Origin of the sequence: Corynebacterium sp. HMSC29G08 (assembly GCF_001806875.1) — a bacterium.
Lineage (GTDB): Bacteria > Actinomycetota > Actinomycetes > Mycobacteriales > Mycobacteriaceae > Corynebacterium.
Window position 1 is genome coordinate 276,021 of the sequence record NZ_KV786211.1, and the last position, 13,973, is coordinate 289,993.

Annotated in this window: 15 protein-coding genes; all 15 read right to left on the bottom strand. The window is 60.0% G+C overall.

The annotated features are described in order from the left end of the window. Nucleotides 1-6: 6 nt before the first annotated feature. The 15 genes from HMPREF3101_RS02465 to HMPREF3101_RS02530 all read right to left on the bottom strand — a co-directional run bounded on the left by HMPREF3101_RS02465 (nt 7) and on the right by HMPREF3101_RS02530 (nt 13,751). Nucleotides 7-909 carry a pseudouridine synthase gene (locus HMPREF3101_RS02465; protein ID WP_070462318.1) on the bottom strand — a complete coding sequence of 301 codons (903 nt, stop codon included), beginning with the start codon at nt 907-909 and terminating at the stop codon, nt 7-9. A gap of 57 nt (nt 910-966) precedes the next feature. Beyond that, nucleotides 967-1,512 carry an SMC-Scp complex subunit ScpB gene (gene scpB / locus HMPREF3101_RS02470; RefSeq protein ID WP_070462319.1) on the bottom strand — a complete coding sequence of 182 codons (546 nt, stop codon included), beginning with the start codon at nt 1,510-1,512 and terminating at the stop codon, nt 967-969. A 27-nt stretch (nt 1,513-1,539) separates the two neighbouring features. Further along, nucleotides 1,540-2,364 carry a segregation and condensation protein A gene (locus tag HMPREF3101_RS02475; protein ID WP_070462320.1) on the bottom strand — a complete coding sequence of 275 codons (825 nt, stop codon included), beginning with the start codon at nt 2,362-2,364 and terminating at the stop codon, nt 1,540-1,542. 1 nt (nt 2,365) lies between these two features. After that, on the bottom strand, nt 2,366-3,253 hold the full coding sequence (locus HMPREF3101_RS02480; protein WP_070462321.1) for a ParA family protein: 888 nt from the start codon (nt 3,251-3,253) through the stop codon (nt 2,366-2,368). Between the two features lie 92 nt (nt 3,254-3,345). Next, nucleotides 3,346-4,368: a hypothetical protein gene (locus HMPREF3101_RS11850; RefSeq protein WP_246816612.1), complete on the bottom strand. Its 1,023-nt coding sequence runs from the start codon at nt 4,366-4,368 to the stop codon at nt 3,346-3,348. 47 nt (nt 4,369-4,415) lie between these two features. Beyond that, nucleotides 4,416-5,324 (bottom strand): site-specific tyrosine recombinase XerD, encoded by a 909-nt coding sequence (xerD, locus tag HMPREF3101_RS02490; protein WP_070462323.1) that lies wholly within the window; start codon nt 5,322-5,324, stop codon nt 4,416-4,418. Beyond that, nucleotides 5,324-5,983 carry an NUDIX domain-containing protein gene (locus HMPREF3101_RS02495; RefSeq protein WP_070462324.1) on the bottom strand — a complete coding sequence of 220 codons (660 nt, stop codon included), beginning with the start codon at nt 5,981-5,983 and terminating at the stop codon, nt 5,324-5,326. The genes xerD and HMPREF3101_RS02495 overlap by 1 nt, the downstream gene beginning before the upstream one ends. A gap of 3 nt (nt 5,984-5,986) precedes the next feature. After that, nucleotides 5,987-6,823 (bottom strand): copper transporter, encoded by an 837-nt coding sequence (locus HMPREF3101_RS02500; RefSeq protein WP_070462325.1) that lies wholly within the window; start codon nt 6,821-6,823, stop codon nt 5,987-5,989. Nucleotides 6,824-6,838: 15 nt separating this feature from the next. After that, on the bottom strand, nt 6,839-8,008 hold the full coding sequence (gene steA, locus HMPREF3101_RS02505; protein ID WP_141737315.1) for a putative cytokinetic ring protein SteA: 1,170 nt from the start codon (nt 8,006-8,008) through the stop codon (nt 6,839-6,841). Nucleotides 8,009-8,059: 51 nt separating this feature from the next. Continuing rightward, nucleotides 8,060-9,787 (bottom strand): DNA repair protein RecN, encoded by a 1,728-nt coding sequence (gene recN / locus HMPREF3101_RS02510; RefSeq protein WP_070462327.1) that lies wholly within the window; start codon nt 9,785-9,787, stop codon nt 8,060-8,062. Next, nucleotides 9,787-10,719 (bottom strand): NAD kinase, encoded by a 933-nt coding sequence (locus HMPREF3101_RS02515; RefSeq protein ID WP_070462328.1) that lies wholly within the window; start codon nt 10,717-10,719, stop codon nt 9,787-9,789. The genes recN and HMPREF3101_RS02515 overlap by 1 nt, the downstream gene beginning before the upstream one ends. Then, nucleotides 10,716-11,543 carry a TlyA family RNA methyltransferase gene (locus tag HMPREF3101_RS02520; protein ID WP_070462329.1) on the bottom strand — a complete coding sequence of 276 codons (828 nt, stop codon included), beginning with the start codon at nt 11,541-11,543 and terminating at the stop codon, nt 10,716-10,718. The genes HMPREF3101_RS02515 and HMPREF3101_RS02520 overlap by 4 nt, the downstream gene beginning before the upstream one ends. A gap of 14 nt (nt 11,544-11,557) precedes the next feature. Next, nucleotides 11,558-11,695 carry a hypothetical protein gene (locus HMPREF3101_RS12010; protein WP_168160141.1) on the bottom strand — a complete coding sequence of 46 codons (138 nt, stop codon included), beginning with the start codon at nt 11,693-11,695 and terminating at the stop codon, nt 11,558-11,560. A gap of 2 nt (nt 11,696-11,697) precedes the next feature. Next, nucleotides 11,698-12,681 (bottom strand): HAD-IIA family hydrolase, encoded by a 984-nt coding sequence (locus HMPREF3101_RS02525; RefSeq protein ID WP_070462330.1) that lies wholly within the window; start codon nt 12,679-12,681, stop codon nt 11,698-11,700. 11 nt (nt 12,682-12,692) lie between these two features. After that, nucleotides 12,693-13,751 (bottom strand): tetratricopeptide repeat protein, encoded by a 1,059-nt coding sequence (locus tag HMPREF3101_RS02530; protein ID WP_371327063.1) that lies wholly within the window; start codon nt 13,749-13,751, stop codon nt 12,693-12,695. Nucleotides 13,752-13,973 lie beyond the last annotated feature (222 nt).

The following is a 13,973-nucleotide window of genomic DNA, read 5'->3' on the forward strand; positions in this document are numbered from 1 at the left end:
CCCCTTTTACATCTCCACCGCGTTGTACAGCGAGGTCAACTCAGCAGCGTTGAGCGCACGCATCGAGCCAGGCTTCATATCGCCCAGCTGTACCGTGTGCACTTTCGTACGCACCAGGCGCTGCACTGGGAATCCCGCTGCCTTCAACATGCGGCGCACAATGTGCTTGCGGCCCTCATGCAGCTCAAGGCGAATCAAAGACTGGCCGTTGTGCACATCGACGATTTGGGCGTAGTCGGCCTTTGCGGGGCCGTCGTCAAGCATGATGCCCTCTTTGAGCTCCTTGACTAAGGCGGGCTTTGCCTCACCCAGCACGGTGGCCAAATACGTCTTGGACACCTCGTACTTCGGGTGAGTCATGCGGTTCGCCAGCTCACCGTCGTTGGTAAGCAGCAGCAATCCCTCCGTGTCCGCATCCAGGCGGCCCACGTGGAACAGACGCTGACCAGAGGCGGTGCGCTCCGACAGGTACGAGCCCACAGACGTGCGGTCCAACTCATCCTTCATGGTCGTGTGCACGCCACGCGGCTTGTTAAACGCGAAGTACTCAAGCTTCTCATTGACATTAATACGGGTGCCATCAACCCGGATAACATCACGATCCGGATCCACGCGCATACCCTGCACGGTGACGCGCTTGCCATTGACGTTGACGCGCCCTTGCGCAATCATCACCTCAGCATGCCTGCGTGAGGCAACACCCGCTTGCGCAAGCACCTTCTGCAGGCGCACGCCCGAAGTGTTTTGCTTGCGAGTTTTCGTTTCATCATCATCCCACCAGTTGTCCTCCAACGGGTGAGGTTCCGGACGTTGTACGTGTTGTTTCTTAGCCGGCTTTGCGTAGGAGATATAGAACGTTTCGTTCTTATCCCTCTCCGGTGTGCCGTCTCGGCGAGCGGTTCGAGTCATGCGGCCCACCCTACCAGCGTTTTGCCGTTTTCTACCTACCGCCAGATTGTTGGGCGCCTACCAGGCGTCTTCAATCGCGTCCACATCAGGCAACAGCGGCGCCAACTCCGGCAGCTGGGAAAGCGAATCAATGCCCAAAAGCTCCAAAAACAGCTCTGTGGTGACGTAACGATGAGCCCCCGTAGAATCATCCGGCTCCACCTCCGCCAACAAACCGCGCAAGGTAAGTGTGCGCATCACGCCATCCACATTGACGCCACGCACCCCAGACACCTGGGCGCGAGTTACCGGCTGGCGATACGCCACCACAGCAAGTGTTTCAAGAGCCGCACGACTGAGCTTGGCCTGCGCGCCATCCAGCACGAACGACTCCACCGCATCAGCATTCTCCGCGCGGGTATATAAACGCCAACCCGCCTCAGTGCTGCGCAGATCAATGCCGCTGCCGCGCACGGCCAGTTCCTCCGACCACTGCACAAGCACCTCTTCAACGTCTTCCTCGCTCGCCCCCAATGCACCTGCGATGTCAGCGGCGACAACAGGCGTATCCACCACCAACAGGATCGACTCAATCTGACTACGCAGCTGTGAGACCATCTCCATAATTATCGCCTCGCTCCTTAGGTTCTTTTAGCTCCAGTTTCCCGCGGCAACTACGGCTGGGTCTACCTCAATGCCGGTCCAGGACACATCCAATGGGCCAAGGGCAACTTCCTGCTGTGTTTCCACCGCGCGGGCCTTATACAGCTCTAAAAGCGCGAGAAAACGCCCAACGACCTCCATGGAGCGCGTGCAGTCTCGCGTGAGCGCTGTGAAGGACAACCAGGTCTGCGCCCCCGCAAGCTTCAGCGTGTCCAAAACCTTTCCGGCCTGCTGCGGCACGGACACCGCAACCTCATGCAAGTGATCAGTGCGCACCTCCTCCGGCGGCTTGGGGCGAAACACGCTCGCTGCAAGCTGCGCAAAAGTCTGCGGCGTGTGTCCAAGTTCAACCGGCGGCAGAAGCTCGGCGAAACGCTCCTCCATAGCCACCGCACGGGGATAGCTTCGCTGCGCAGTAGCCTGCCAAGCCCGGAATTGCTCCGCTACTTGTTGGTAAGCGCGGTACTGCAGCAGACGGGCAAAGAGCAAGTCGCGCGACTCTAAAAGCTCCAGGTCTTCAATTTCGTCTGACTCACCCCGCGGCAATAAGCGCGCTGCCTTCAGATCCAACAAGGTGGCGGCGATGACAAGGAACTCAGTGACCTCATCAAGCTCCGCTGTCTGCCCGAGGGTGCGGGTATAGGCAATGAACTCATCCGTCACCTCCGCTAGCGCCACTTCAGTCACGTCCAGCTTCTTCGAGTGAATAAGGTTCAACAACAGGTCAAAGGGTCCCTCGAAGTTGTTCAGGACCAAGGTAAAGCCGGTGATCTCCGGCTGCTCACCAACCTGGTGCTGCGCGCTCGAGCTCACGCTAGTTCCGCTCAGTGCGTTCCATAACCTCGAGCGCCAAGCTCCGGTACTGCTCCGCACCCTGAGAGCTCGGCGCCCACGTGGTAATCGGTTCTCCGGCAACAGAAGTTTCCGGGAAGCGGACAGTGCGGGTAATTACCGTGTCAAAGACACGATCCCCGAATACTTCAACCACACGCTCAATGACCTCTCGCGCATGAGTGGTGCGACGGTCAAACATGGTCACCAAAATGCCGACAATGTCTAGGTCGAAATTAATGCGGTCTCGCACTTTTTCCACCGTGTCAGTCAACAGCGCAAGACCGCGAAGGGAGTAGTACTCGCCTTCCATCGGGATGATCACGCCGTGGGAGGCAGCAAGCGCGTTGACCGTAAGCAGGCCAAGCGAAGGCCCGCAGTCAATGAAAATGTAGTCGTATTCATTACGTACCGGACGCAGCGCACGAGCCAAGGTGTGTTCGCGGCCCACCTCATTGACCAGCTGGATTTCTGCAGCAGAAAGGTCAATATTTGCCGGGACAAGGTCAAGGCCGGAAACTTTCGAGTGCTGGATTGCCGCGTGGATGCTGGCGGTGTTGTCGAAGAGCAGGTCATAAACCGTAATCTGCTCATCTTCGTGCGCAATACCTAAACCAGCGGACAGCGCACCCTGCGGATCCAGGTCTACCAGAAGTACCTTGCGGCCCTGCTCTACCAGTGCTGCACCGAGGTTGATGGTGGACGTGGTTTTACCAACGCCGCCTTTCTGATTGACCATCGAGATGATCTTTGCCGGGCCGTGGCGGTCAAGATCTTTCGGCGCCGCAAACTCGCGGTAGGGTCGTCCGGTCAAGAACGTTGTGCGCTCTTCAGCTTCGAACAACGCGCCGTCTGCCGGTTTCTCCGCCATCGCAGGTCCTTCCTCTATCCCGCCTGTGCACTTGACGCCACCATCTTACAACGATGGCATTTATCGTGGGCGGCCTCTCGGCCACCCACTGTTTACGCGCGCCCAGTCCCGCGGCGCCGCAGAACCGTCAATACCAGCGCAAGCAGCACTAACAGTCCGACGCCACCAACAATTACCGGCACCAGCACGCCACTACCACCAGCGGAGTCATGTTCAGAGCCTTGACTTTGCTTCGCGACGTCCGCATACGGATTCCCACTCGCCCCCTCGTCCTCGCCGCTAACACCTTCCTGCGCCTCTGCTTGTTCAACGTGCGCGTTCGTGGCGGTAATCACGGCAATAAACTCTGCTACCGAGTCATCACGAACCACTTCCATAATGAAGGGGTTGTCCGGGGTCTCGCCTTCGGGATATGTCAACGTGAGCGTCCGGCTAGCAATATCCACATCACGCTTCACACCCTGGATCACCCGGCCACTGACATCCAGATACCGCAGTTTTGCACCCTCCCGGTCCGTGCGGGCGTACTTGGCCAAGTCCGCAGCGCGCGTAAGTGGCACGGTGACCACGAGGGTGTTGCCGTGGATCTCTCCTTCGAAATAGAACTTCTTCGCCGTCGTGGTGTCCACGGGTGCTGCCGCCTCGCGCGGCGGGTGGGTTACCGTGGCTCCGTCCTGCTGCTGTGCGCGCGAGCCAGAGCCAGAACCCGAGCCCGAGCCTGAGTCTGAGCCAGCGTCTGGTTTGGCGCCATCCTGCTCGGAATCCCCGTCCGATCCTGAATCCGGAGCAACGTCTGGGGACTCGCGGCCGCCTACGGCTACCAGAGTGATCGTCGCTGAGTAGCCAAGCGCACTCGCTGGCACGTCCGCGGTTGCACCCGGCGTATTCGGCGCCTGCACGGTTACGGTCGTGCCGCTAGAGCTCACCACCCAACCGTCAGCTGCGTAGTTCACATCGACGGGAATGCCAACATCAACAGTGCTCGATTCACCCGCTGCCACGCTGACCTGAGAGGGCAGCATTTCTTTGATCTGCGCCGGGTCAAGCCCTTCCGGTAGCTGTGCTACTGCAACTGGACTCATGGCAAGTGGAAGGCAAAGCGTTAGCGTTGCCACGCACGCTCCTACTGCAACGTTTCGCATCATCGCGCTAACGTTACCGCCTATGCCCGCGGATGCGCACCTGCCCAGACTTCTCGTAGGTTATCCGCAGTAATATGCGTGTAGATCTGTGTCGTTGTCACAGATGAGTGTCCCAGTAACTCCTGCACTGTTCGCACATCAGCGCCGCCTTCAAGCAGGTGCGTGGCAAACGAGTGCCTCAGCGTGTGCGGGGAAATGTCCTTGTCAATGCCGGCGCGTGACGCTGCGTCTTTAATAATCGTCCACGCACTTTGGCGCGACAAGGCATTGCCCCGGGCATTAAGAAACAGCGCGTGCGACTTACCTGTCGCCAGCATCGGGCGTGCACGCACCAGGTAGGACTCAATCGCCGCCTGCGCATGAGAGCCAAGTGCTACCACGCGCTGCTTATTGCCCTTGCCGGTAACCACCAGCACGCCTTGTGCGTCCACAACATCATCCACGTGCAGTGCTAAAACCTCGCTCACACGCGCGCCGGTGGCATACAGCGTTTCCAATAACGCCTTGTCGCGCAAACCTAAAGCAGTCTCCTGAGAACAGGACTCGATCAGCCGCACAACCTCATCCACACTCAGCGTGTCCGGGAGCCTCTCGGCGGCCTGCGGCGGCGCCACCTCTGCCGCGGCATCACCCGCCAGCAGGCCTTCCGCCACACCAAACTTGTGCAGACCACGAGCAACCACAAGTGCTCTGGCTGCAGAGGAGGCAGCCAGCGGTTTCACCGTCTCACTTCCACGACGCAAATCCGCCACGTAGGCCTCAAGATGGCCCGCAGTGACAACATTCAAGTCAGCAATGCCAGCGTTTTCCAGCCAGGCCACGTAGCGCTTCATGTCGCGGTCATAGTTGCTCACCGTATTTTCAGAAAGACCACGCTCCACCACCAAATGAACGTGCCAGTCTCGAGCAAGCTGTGCAGGGGAAACCACTAGCGCGCAATGTTCTTCATGTCGGGGGTGATGCCTTCGGCGTGGCGTCGATAAGCAAGAGAGCTCGGGCGTAACTCAAAGGCAACCGACGTCTCACGAGGCTGAGAGCGACCCGCAACCACCTCACTAGCCGCCAAAATGCCGACAATCGCAATCGAATTCACTATCTCACCGCACATCACCATCGCGCGAGCATCATCCAACGGCACCCACGCAAACCCCATGTCGGCTTCCTCGTCCTGTGCCTCCGGACGCTCAACCTCACGCAGATCACGTGCCAAAAACACGCGCACGGCTTCCTCCGCAAACCCCGGTGAAGTCACCAGATCAACCAGCAGCGACCACGAATCCGCAGCCAACCCCGCCTCTTCTCGCAGCTCTCGCTGCGCAGTGGCCAACTCGTCTTCCTGGTAGAAGTCCAAAAGACCAGCAGGCAACTCCCACAGGCGACGCTTGACGCTGTGACGATACTGCTCCACCATCGCCACCCTGCCCTGGTCATCTAGCGCAACAACGGCAACTGCACCAAAATGCTCCACAATCTCGCGATGGGCCGTTGTGCCTCCTGGCATGGTCACGAGGTCGCGCCGCAGCGCGATGATCGGCTCTTCATGCAGCAGGTGCGAGTCAACTACCTCATACTCGTGCGGTTGCGACACGGGCTACTCCTCTGCTGCGTCTTCTGCCGGTTCTTCAGCCAGCAAGAGCACCGCCTGAACGCGGCCCGCCTCCGTATCCACATTGCCCTGCGAGCCCACCCCGTCCAACGCCGGCGCAGCGCCCTGGGCGGCAACAACGGTCCGTGCATTTGATGCCAACCCCTGGGCAAAGTCCCCGACTAGTTGCGTGGTGAACCCCTCGCCTTCAAACTCATCGGCGGCGACCACAACAATAACGTCAGCTACACCAACCTCACCGTTGACCTCAATAAACCCGGCCTGGGTCAGGGCTTCGAGTACCAGTGCGCGGTCCTCATCACTTGCCGTAGTCAGCGTCGCCCCCAGCGACTCGCCAGCGTGCGTGCCTGGACCCAAGTTGTCCACGCTCAGCGTCGCGCCTGCGGGCAAAGTATTGGCAATCACGCTGCTCAACTCATCAGCAGCATCACGCTCAAAAAACTTCTCCGTCAGCCGGATGCCACCAGAATTGGCAGCACCCGCGGCGTTAGCCATCCAGCGCACGCCCGCAGCATCCTCCTCAGACGCAGTTGCAGTACGGATCATCGTAACTGCCACGCCGTCCAACACCCCGCTGACAATGGCATCGCCATGCTGCGCAAGCAGTGTGTTCGCCTCATCAACCCGGCCGTTGGCACGAACAAGCTCACCGCTTTCCGCCTCTGACTCTCCCTGTCCAGCCTCTGACGCCGTGACCGATTCACCACCCAATGATCCGTCGATTGCCGGCGCAATCAACAGCGTGCCCAGCGCCACGCCTGCAGCGATCCCCCAACCAATGCCGGCCGCAACGAGGCCCGTGCCACGAGTTGCCTGTCCCATCTTGTCTCCCAGCTCCTACTTAAACCAGCTCTGGATCTCCAGCGCGATGCGGTTCCACGTATCTACCAGGTTCGTTGTAAACGTCTCCGAGCCACCCAGGCCCACGATCAAGACCACGGTGGCAGCAGCCACCAGAAGCCCCAGAATCGCCCATGCCCAAGCGACACCTCCGCCGCCCGTGTTCGTCGCGTAGAGGTGCTCAATCACCGTGGAATCCACAAGTTTGCGGCCTGCCTTCAGACGCGTCAGCAAGGCAGCCGGCTCAGCGGCTGCGGCATCTGTAAAAATGCTGTCCAACTCCACCGGATGCCCAACCGTAACCACTGTCTCGGCGTCATGGAATATCGCCAATAAAATGGCCAGATCCGTCGGCGAATCGGTCGCCGCTGGAAACGTCATCGCCCCGACACCTAGGTCTTGGATGCGCTCAAGACCGGGGGCAAAACCGTCGGTCTCCGCAGGCAGGATCACCTTTGCATCCCCGCGCAGGGCTTCGTTGGAAATCTCTGTCGGGTCGCCCACAATGAATTCCATGTCATAGCCCAGCTTGGTCAACGTGTCTGCGGCGGCACCCACGCCAATAATCACAGGCGTGAACTCGCGGATGAAAAACTTCAGCCCGTCGAGTCGCTCGCGCATATCTTCGGATTGGCTTACCACGAGCACTTTGCGGTCAGCCATGGTGTCGCCGAGTTCGGGCGAGCCCACACCGTCGATAAGCAAAGGCGCCTCGGAGTGGATGAACTGGATGGTGTTGCCAAAATAGGCCTCCATGTTGTCCACTAGCGCCTGCTGCGCATCCGTAAACATGGCGTCCACATCCTCACGGCTGACAGCACTGGCCTGGCCGATGAGCTTCTTGCCCATCATGATCTCACCGGAGGTGCTCACAGAGGCCTTCTTGCCGTCCTTGACTACCCCGCGCAGGGAAGACCCAGCAGCCTCATATAACGGAATCCCAGCGTCCAGCAGCACGTGCGGACCATAATTTGGGATCAAGCCCGTGGTAAAACGCGCAGCGTTGACCACCGCCGCAGGTTTCGCCGCCACCAACAACTCCGCGAAGCGACGCGTCATATCCGGCGCGTCCACAAACGCAATATCGCCTTCGCCGAGGCGGCCAATGCCTTTACCCTGCGACGTACAGTCACGCAGAGTGCCGTTGATGGAGGTAGAGACAGTCATAGCCGCTATTGTGCACGGTGACCTGCCTGTTTTAAGGGAGGCGCGCGGAACTTAAGCCCGCATTTCCGCCACCTCACGCTGCGCGCGCTCAAACAGCTCCTGGGCGTGCGCACGGCCGGTATCGGAATCATCCAGGCCAGCCATCATGCGGGCCAGCTCCTCGATTCGGGACTCTTCGCTTAATTGCGCTACGCCAGAGGCCACCAACGCCTCCCCCACATCCTTCGCCACATGCAGATGCGTATCGGCATACGCCGCCACCTGTGGCAAGTGCGTAACCACGATGACCTGGTTGTGGGTAGCAAGACGAGCCAGCCTGCGGCCGATCTCTACAGCTGCACGCCCACCGACGCCGGCGTCGACCTCATCGAACACCATGGTCGCCCCATGCGAGGTGGCCGCGAGGATCACTTCAAGTGCAAGCATCACACGTGACAGCTCGCCACCGGAGGCGCTTGTTGCCAAGGGTTTGGGCTCCAGTGCCTTATTGGGTGCTAACAAGATTGCCGCCTCGTCGGCACCTGTTGCGGTGTAACCAGCACGAGTGACCTGAACAGTCAGCTGCGCCTTCGGCATGGCAAGGCCGTGGAGCTCTGCGGAAACGGCCTCCCCAAGCGTGGCTGCTGCAGCTTCACGGGCTTTACTTAACGCCCTCGCCCGCGTAGCCAACTGCTTCTCCAGCTTGGATACTTGCTGCTTGAGTTTGTTCACGGCTTCTTCAGACACGTCGATCTTGCTCAGGCGTTTTGCTGCCTTCGCGCGCCACGCCAGTACGCCTTCAACATCAGGTGCGTACTTGCGGGTCAGCCCGCGGATGTCCTGTTGGCGGGTCAGGAGCGTCTCCAGTTGGTCGGCGTCAGCAGGCAATGAGGTCAGGTAGGTGCCGAGTTCCGCCGAGACGTCTGAAAGCACACTGCTCACCTCAAACAAGCGGGTTGCCAGCTCTTTGAGCTGCTCATCGCTTGCTCCATCCAGTGCGCTCGCGGCTTGGCCGACGAGTGTGGACGCCGCCTCATCATCTGCGCCGAATCCGCCAGCCGCCTCCGCGCCATCAATCGCGGCAAGCGCGTTAACCGCCGCCTCACGCAGCGCGTCAACGTCCTGCAAGCGATGAATCGTCGCGGCCAGCTCAGTGTCTTCGCCCGCCACCGGATCAACAGCATCGATCTCATCCAACGCAAACCGCAGGCGATCCGCCTCCTGGGCCAGCTCACGTTTGTGTTGGGTGCGCTCCTCCAACTCGCGTACTACCTTGCGCCATTCGCGGTAGGTCTCGCGGTACGCCTGGGCAAGCGGGGCGATCGCTGGGTCAAAACGATCCAACGCCGCAAGCTGCTCGTCCGGGCTCATCAGTCGCAGCTGGTCATTTTGCCCATGAATAGTCAGCAGGTGGCCAGCCATCTCTGCAAGCGTTGCGGCCGGAACCGTCCTGCCAGCCAGGTGCGCCTTCGAACGACCCGTCGCCTTCACAGATCGCGAGACCACATACTCGCCGTTTTCGTCGGCGCTGCCGCCGGCGTTTTCAACAATCTCCGCGACTCTCTTGGCTACGTCCTCGGGCAGGCCAGCAGTGGAAAAAGCACCCTCTGCCACGGCTTCCTCACTACCGGTGCGAACGCGTGACGCGTCGGCGCGTCCGCCCGTCAATAAGCGAAGGCCCGTCACCACCATGGTTTTGCCCGCACCAGTCTCACCGGTGAGCACCGTCAAGCCCGGCGACAGTTCCGCCGACGCCTCCGGAATCACACCAAGGTTACGGATTGAAATCTCTGCAAGCACTACGCGTACCTCGGCCCCCGCCAGCCGGACACCGGCAACTGGAACTTGCGCACCAGGCGGTCTGTAAAGGGTTTGCGATCCAGCTTCACCCAACGCACCGGGCGCGAACCGCGGATAACCTCCACGCGCGAACCGGCAGGCATGTCAATGCGCCTAAACCCATCCATCACTGCAATAGCCGCACTCGAATTAGATTCAGTCTCAATGGCTACTGTGGAGCGTGGCGAGACCACCAGCGGCTTCGCAAACAAGGCGTGCGCATTATTCGGCACCACCAAAATCGCATCCAGCGCCGGCCACATAACTGGGCCACCGGCGGAAAACGCATACGCAGTCGAACCGGTTGGTGTAGAGACCAACACACCGTCACACCCAAATGCACTCACCGGGCGAAAATCAATCTCCAATACCGCATCCAGCACGCGAGTACGGTCAATGTTTTCCACACTCAACTCATTGAGAGCCCAACCGCGGCCGATCTCTTCGCCCTCAGCACTTCGCACCTGAACGTCAATGGTCATGCGGTCTTCCACGGTGTAGTTACGCTCAACCACTTGAGCAATAGCGGTCTCAAGGCTTTCGGCTTCTCCTTCTGCCAGAAACCCAACGTGGCCTAGATTGATGCCCAGCACCGGCAAGTTCTGGTCACGAGCCACGCCGGCTGCGCGCAGAAACGTCCCGTCTCCACCCAGCACCAGCACAAGCTCACACCCAGCGGCAGCCTCCGGACCTGGCTTGACTCGCACAAGCTGGTTGAGCACCGGGTCCTTATCCACCGGCTGCTCAGCGCCCGGCTCGCCCTGGTCCAGCAGCCGCACGCGAATGCCAGCATCTTGCAGTAAGTGCGCCGCACGTGCTGCGGAAGAAATGTTGTCAGGCCGATAGAAATGCGGCACAAGCAGGATTTCGCGCTGCGTTGTCACGTCTGTCAATTCTGCGGTCCTTCCTTCACTGCGGTGGCCACCATTTCGGCCACTGCCTCCGGTGCAAGTGCGGTCTTCCCCGCATCCTTCACCAACCACAGGAAGTATTCTACGTTGCCACTCGGGCCCGGCAGCGGCGATGCCGTAACACCCCTCAAGCTCAGGCCCAACGACTGTGCAAACTGCGCCACATCCGTTGTTACCTCTGCTCGCAGCTCGTTGGAGCGCACGACTCCGCCACTGCCAAGACGGTCTTTGCCAACTTCAAACTGAGGTTTGACCATGGGCAGAAGGTCCGCACCGTCCGCCATGCATTCCACAATCACAGGTAAAACCAGCTTCAGAGAGATAAACGACAGATCCCCCACCATCAGATCGGCCGGCCCGTCCATCATCTCGGCAGTGAGGTGACGAATGTTTGTCCGGTCCAGCACTTTGACCCGCGGATCATTCTGCAGCCGCCAGATCAGCTGCCCATAGCCCACGTCCACCGCGACCACCTCGCGTGCGCCGTTTGCCAGCAGCACATCGGTAAACCCGCCTGTCGATGCACCAGCATCGAGAGCTTTTTGCTTATCGACGCTCAACCCCATCTCCCCAAACGCCCCCAACGCACCCAGTAGCTTATGGGCGCCACGTGACGCCCACTCATCATCCGGGTCAACACTGACCTTGATGGACGCTTCAGGCTCCACGATGGTCGCTGGCTTCTTGGCGACGAATCCGTTGACCTCCACGCGGCCATCCTTAATCCAGCCTTGGGCTTGCTCGCGTGAGCGGGCGATCTTTCGTCGGACAAGCTCCGCGTCCAAACGCCGGCGTGAAGGTGCCATGATTCGTTCCTGTTCTAGCTGTTTTGCAGCGCGTTATGCAGCAGCTGATGGGCGTGTGTGAGGCGCTCTACCTCATCTTCAAGCGTCTCGGATGGCTGCGCGAGCACTTCATCGAAGGCCTGGCGGAGGTGCTCAGGATCTTCCGGGGTCATGCTTACCACCAGTTAGCGGTAGCGGCTTCTGCAGCATCCGAGTTCGGGCGCACAAGCTCCGGTGGGGTGTCCATCATCCACGCCACTTCCAGCACGGTTCGCAGCGCCTGAATACTGGTTGCGCCTTCGTTGCCATGGCTCAAGATGATGTCGCGCCCGTCAACACGTGCGCCAAAGCCACCTTGCGCCGAGGGCTTCAGCTGGGCTGCGTCTTGTGTCAGCGCACGCATGTCTTCTGCAATGAATGTAGGGCGTAGTTTCTTTGGCGCCTCAATCAGCGCCAAAGGTCCAGAAACTCCCGTGAGCACGTGCAGCGCGGGGATGCCCGCGGCGACAGCACCAGCGATGTCGGTGTCCAATCGATCCCCAACCGCCAGCGGACGTGTGGCACCAACGGCGCTGGCTGCTTGGAGGAACATTCCCGGCTCGGGCTTGCCGGCGGCACGCGGTGTCACGCCGGTTGCAGAAGTCACAGCCGCAACCATGGATCCGTTGCCAACCATCAAGCCGCGCTGCATCGGTAGCGTCGTGTCTAAGTTGGAAGCCAGATACACAGCGCCACGCGCGATTGATAGCGCGGCTTCCGAAAGCTGGTGCCACCCGGTTTCCGGGTTGTGCCCGTGCAGAACAACCTTAGGGTGTTCATCTGCAGAATCAACGAGCTGGTAGCCGGCATTGGCCACCAGCTCACGAAACGATGGCGCACCCAAGACCAGGACGGGATCACCTTGGCTGAGGTGTTCTTCCGCCAACCCGAGCGCCGCTTGTGCGGAGGTCAACACGTCATTATCTTGCGCCTGAAGCCCGATTGCACGCAGCATCTGCGCGACTTCAGCGGCACTCCTGGACGCATTGTTGGTGATGTAGACCGTCGGCACCCCAGCAGCGTTAATCGCATCGACAGCGTACTCAATGGCGTCCCCGCCCTCCCAAACCGTTCCGTCTAGGTCAAGCAGCAGTGCGTCATACGTATCTTGCAGAACCATCGGTTTATCTTCTACCCCAGTTCCTCTAAGCGCTCATCCGCATCCGTCAAAGCTTCAACGTCAAGGTCCGCTGCGTGTTTGAACCACGTTTTGGCTTCGTCTTTTCGACCAACCGACAACAACGCATCCGCATACGCATACGACAGTCGCATCTGGCTAAAACCCTGGGAGTCCAAGGATGGATTCATCCGCTCCAGCGTGATCAGCGCAGACTCATGCTGTCCGAGGTCGTGGCGTGCACCCGCCAGCACAATAGCCAACTCAATACGGCCTTCTTCATCCAGTTCGTTGACCTCTGGGGTACGTCCCAGTTCAAGAGCCTTTTCTGGGCGACCAAGACCGCGCTCCGCGTCTGCCATCACTGCGAGAAGCCCCGGGCCACCACTCATGCGGCGCGCAGCACGAAGCTCCGAGAGCGCTTCCTTCCACTCGCCGGCATGGTAAGCAACCACACCGTTGGTCTCACGCACCACACTCACTCGACCAGCGCGGTTCTTAGCCGCACGTGCATGCTGCAGCGCCAACTGTGGGTCATCTGCTAGCAGGTCGGATGCCATAATCATGTGCTTGGCTACACGATCGGCGTTGTCTTTCGACAACACCTTCAGGTCCTGCAACACGGATGGATCCAAGACGGTTACGTCAATATCATCAATCAGATCGGGTTCAGACAGACGCAACGCCATGCGGTCTTCCCGGTAACCCTGCCTACGCGGGTTGGAACGGTCGTGCCTTACGCGATCATCACGACGCTCTCCGCGACCGCCCCCACGGTTGTTACGTCCACGGTCCTCTCGACCGCCCCCACGGTTAGGCCGACCGTGGTCTCCCCGACCGTGGTCTCCCCGGCCGCCCTCGTCGCCACCGTCCCGGTAACGGCCGCGGGACCGATTGCCTCGATCGTCTCCAGACCTGCTGCCCTCCGAACGACGACCGCTTCCACCTCCATAGCCCCCACGCCCACGATTTTCATGTGAGCCGCGGTTTTCCCGCCTAGAGGTGTTCCCATTGTCGGACATACAAAGACCTTTCCGTTTACGTTCCAACCAGTATATGGACCGACCCGGCATTACCGCCAAATACCACGTGTTATTCGACCACAGCTGGGTGAGATACCGTGAACTGCCGTGGACTGGCGTGGCCTGCCAAAGTCCTGTGAAATGCCGTGAAATGCCAGAGCGCCGTGAACGGCCAGCTTGCCAAGTGATCAGAGCCGGCATCAGATTTGCTGCTCCTAGCTCACAATGCAAAAACGGTACTGTGTCTACACATTCCACCTGGGGATATGTAGG

What these genes read in the sequence shown, in the direction of transcription:
- HMPREF3101_RS02465 (WP_070462318.1), bottom strand. Translation starts at nt 909, where the DNA reads ATGACTCGAACCGCTCGCCGAGACGGCACACCGGAGAGGGATAAGAAC.
- HMPREF3101_RS02500 (WP_070462325.1), bottom strand. Translation starts at nt 6,823, where the DNA reads ATGGGACAGGCAACTCGTGGCACGGGCCTCGTTGCGGCCGGCATTGGT.
- HMPREF3101_RS02480 (WP_070462321.1), bottom strand. Translation starts at nt 3,253, where the DNA reads ATGGCGGAGAAACCGGCAGACGGCGCGTTGTTCGAAGCTGAAGAGCGC.
- HMPREF3101_RS02530 (WP_371327063.1), bottom strand. Translation starts at nt 13,751, where the DNA reads ATGCCGGGTCGGTCCATATACTGGTTGGAACGTAAACGGAAAGGTCTT.
- HMPREF3101_RS02525 (WP_070462330.1), bottom strand. Translation starts at nt 12,681, where the DNA reads ATGGTTCTGCAAGATACGTATGACGCACTGCTGCTTGACCTAGACGGA.
- steA (WP_141737315.1), bottom strand. Translation starts at nt 8,008, where the DNA reads ATGACTGTCTCTACCTCCATCAACGGCACTCTGCGTGACTGTACGTCG.
- HMPREF3101_RS02520 (WP_070462329.1), bottom strand. Translation starts at nt 11,543, where the DNA reads ATGGCACCTTCACGCCGGCGTTTGGACGCGGAGCTTGTCCGACGAAAG.
- scpB (WP_070462319.1), bottom strand. Translation starts at nt 1,512, where the DNA reads ATGGAGATGGTCTCACAGCTGCGTAGTCAGATTGAGTCGATCCTGTTG.
- HMPREF3101_RS12010 (WP_168160141.1), bottom strand. Translation starts at nt 11,695, where the DNA reads ATGACCCCGGAAGATCCTGAGCACCTCCGCCAGGCCTTCGATGAAGTG.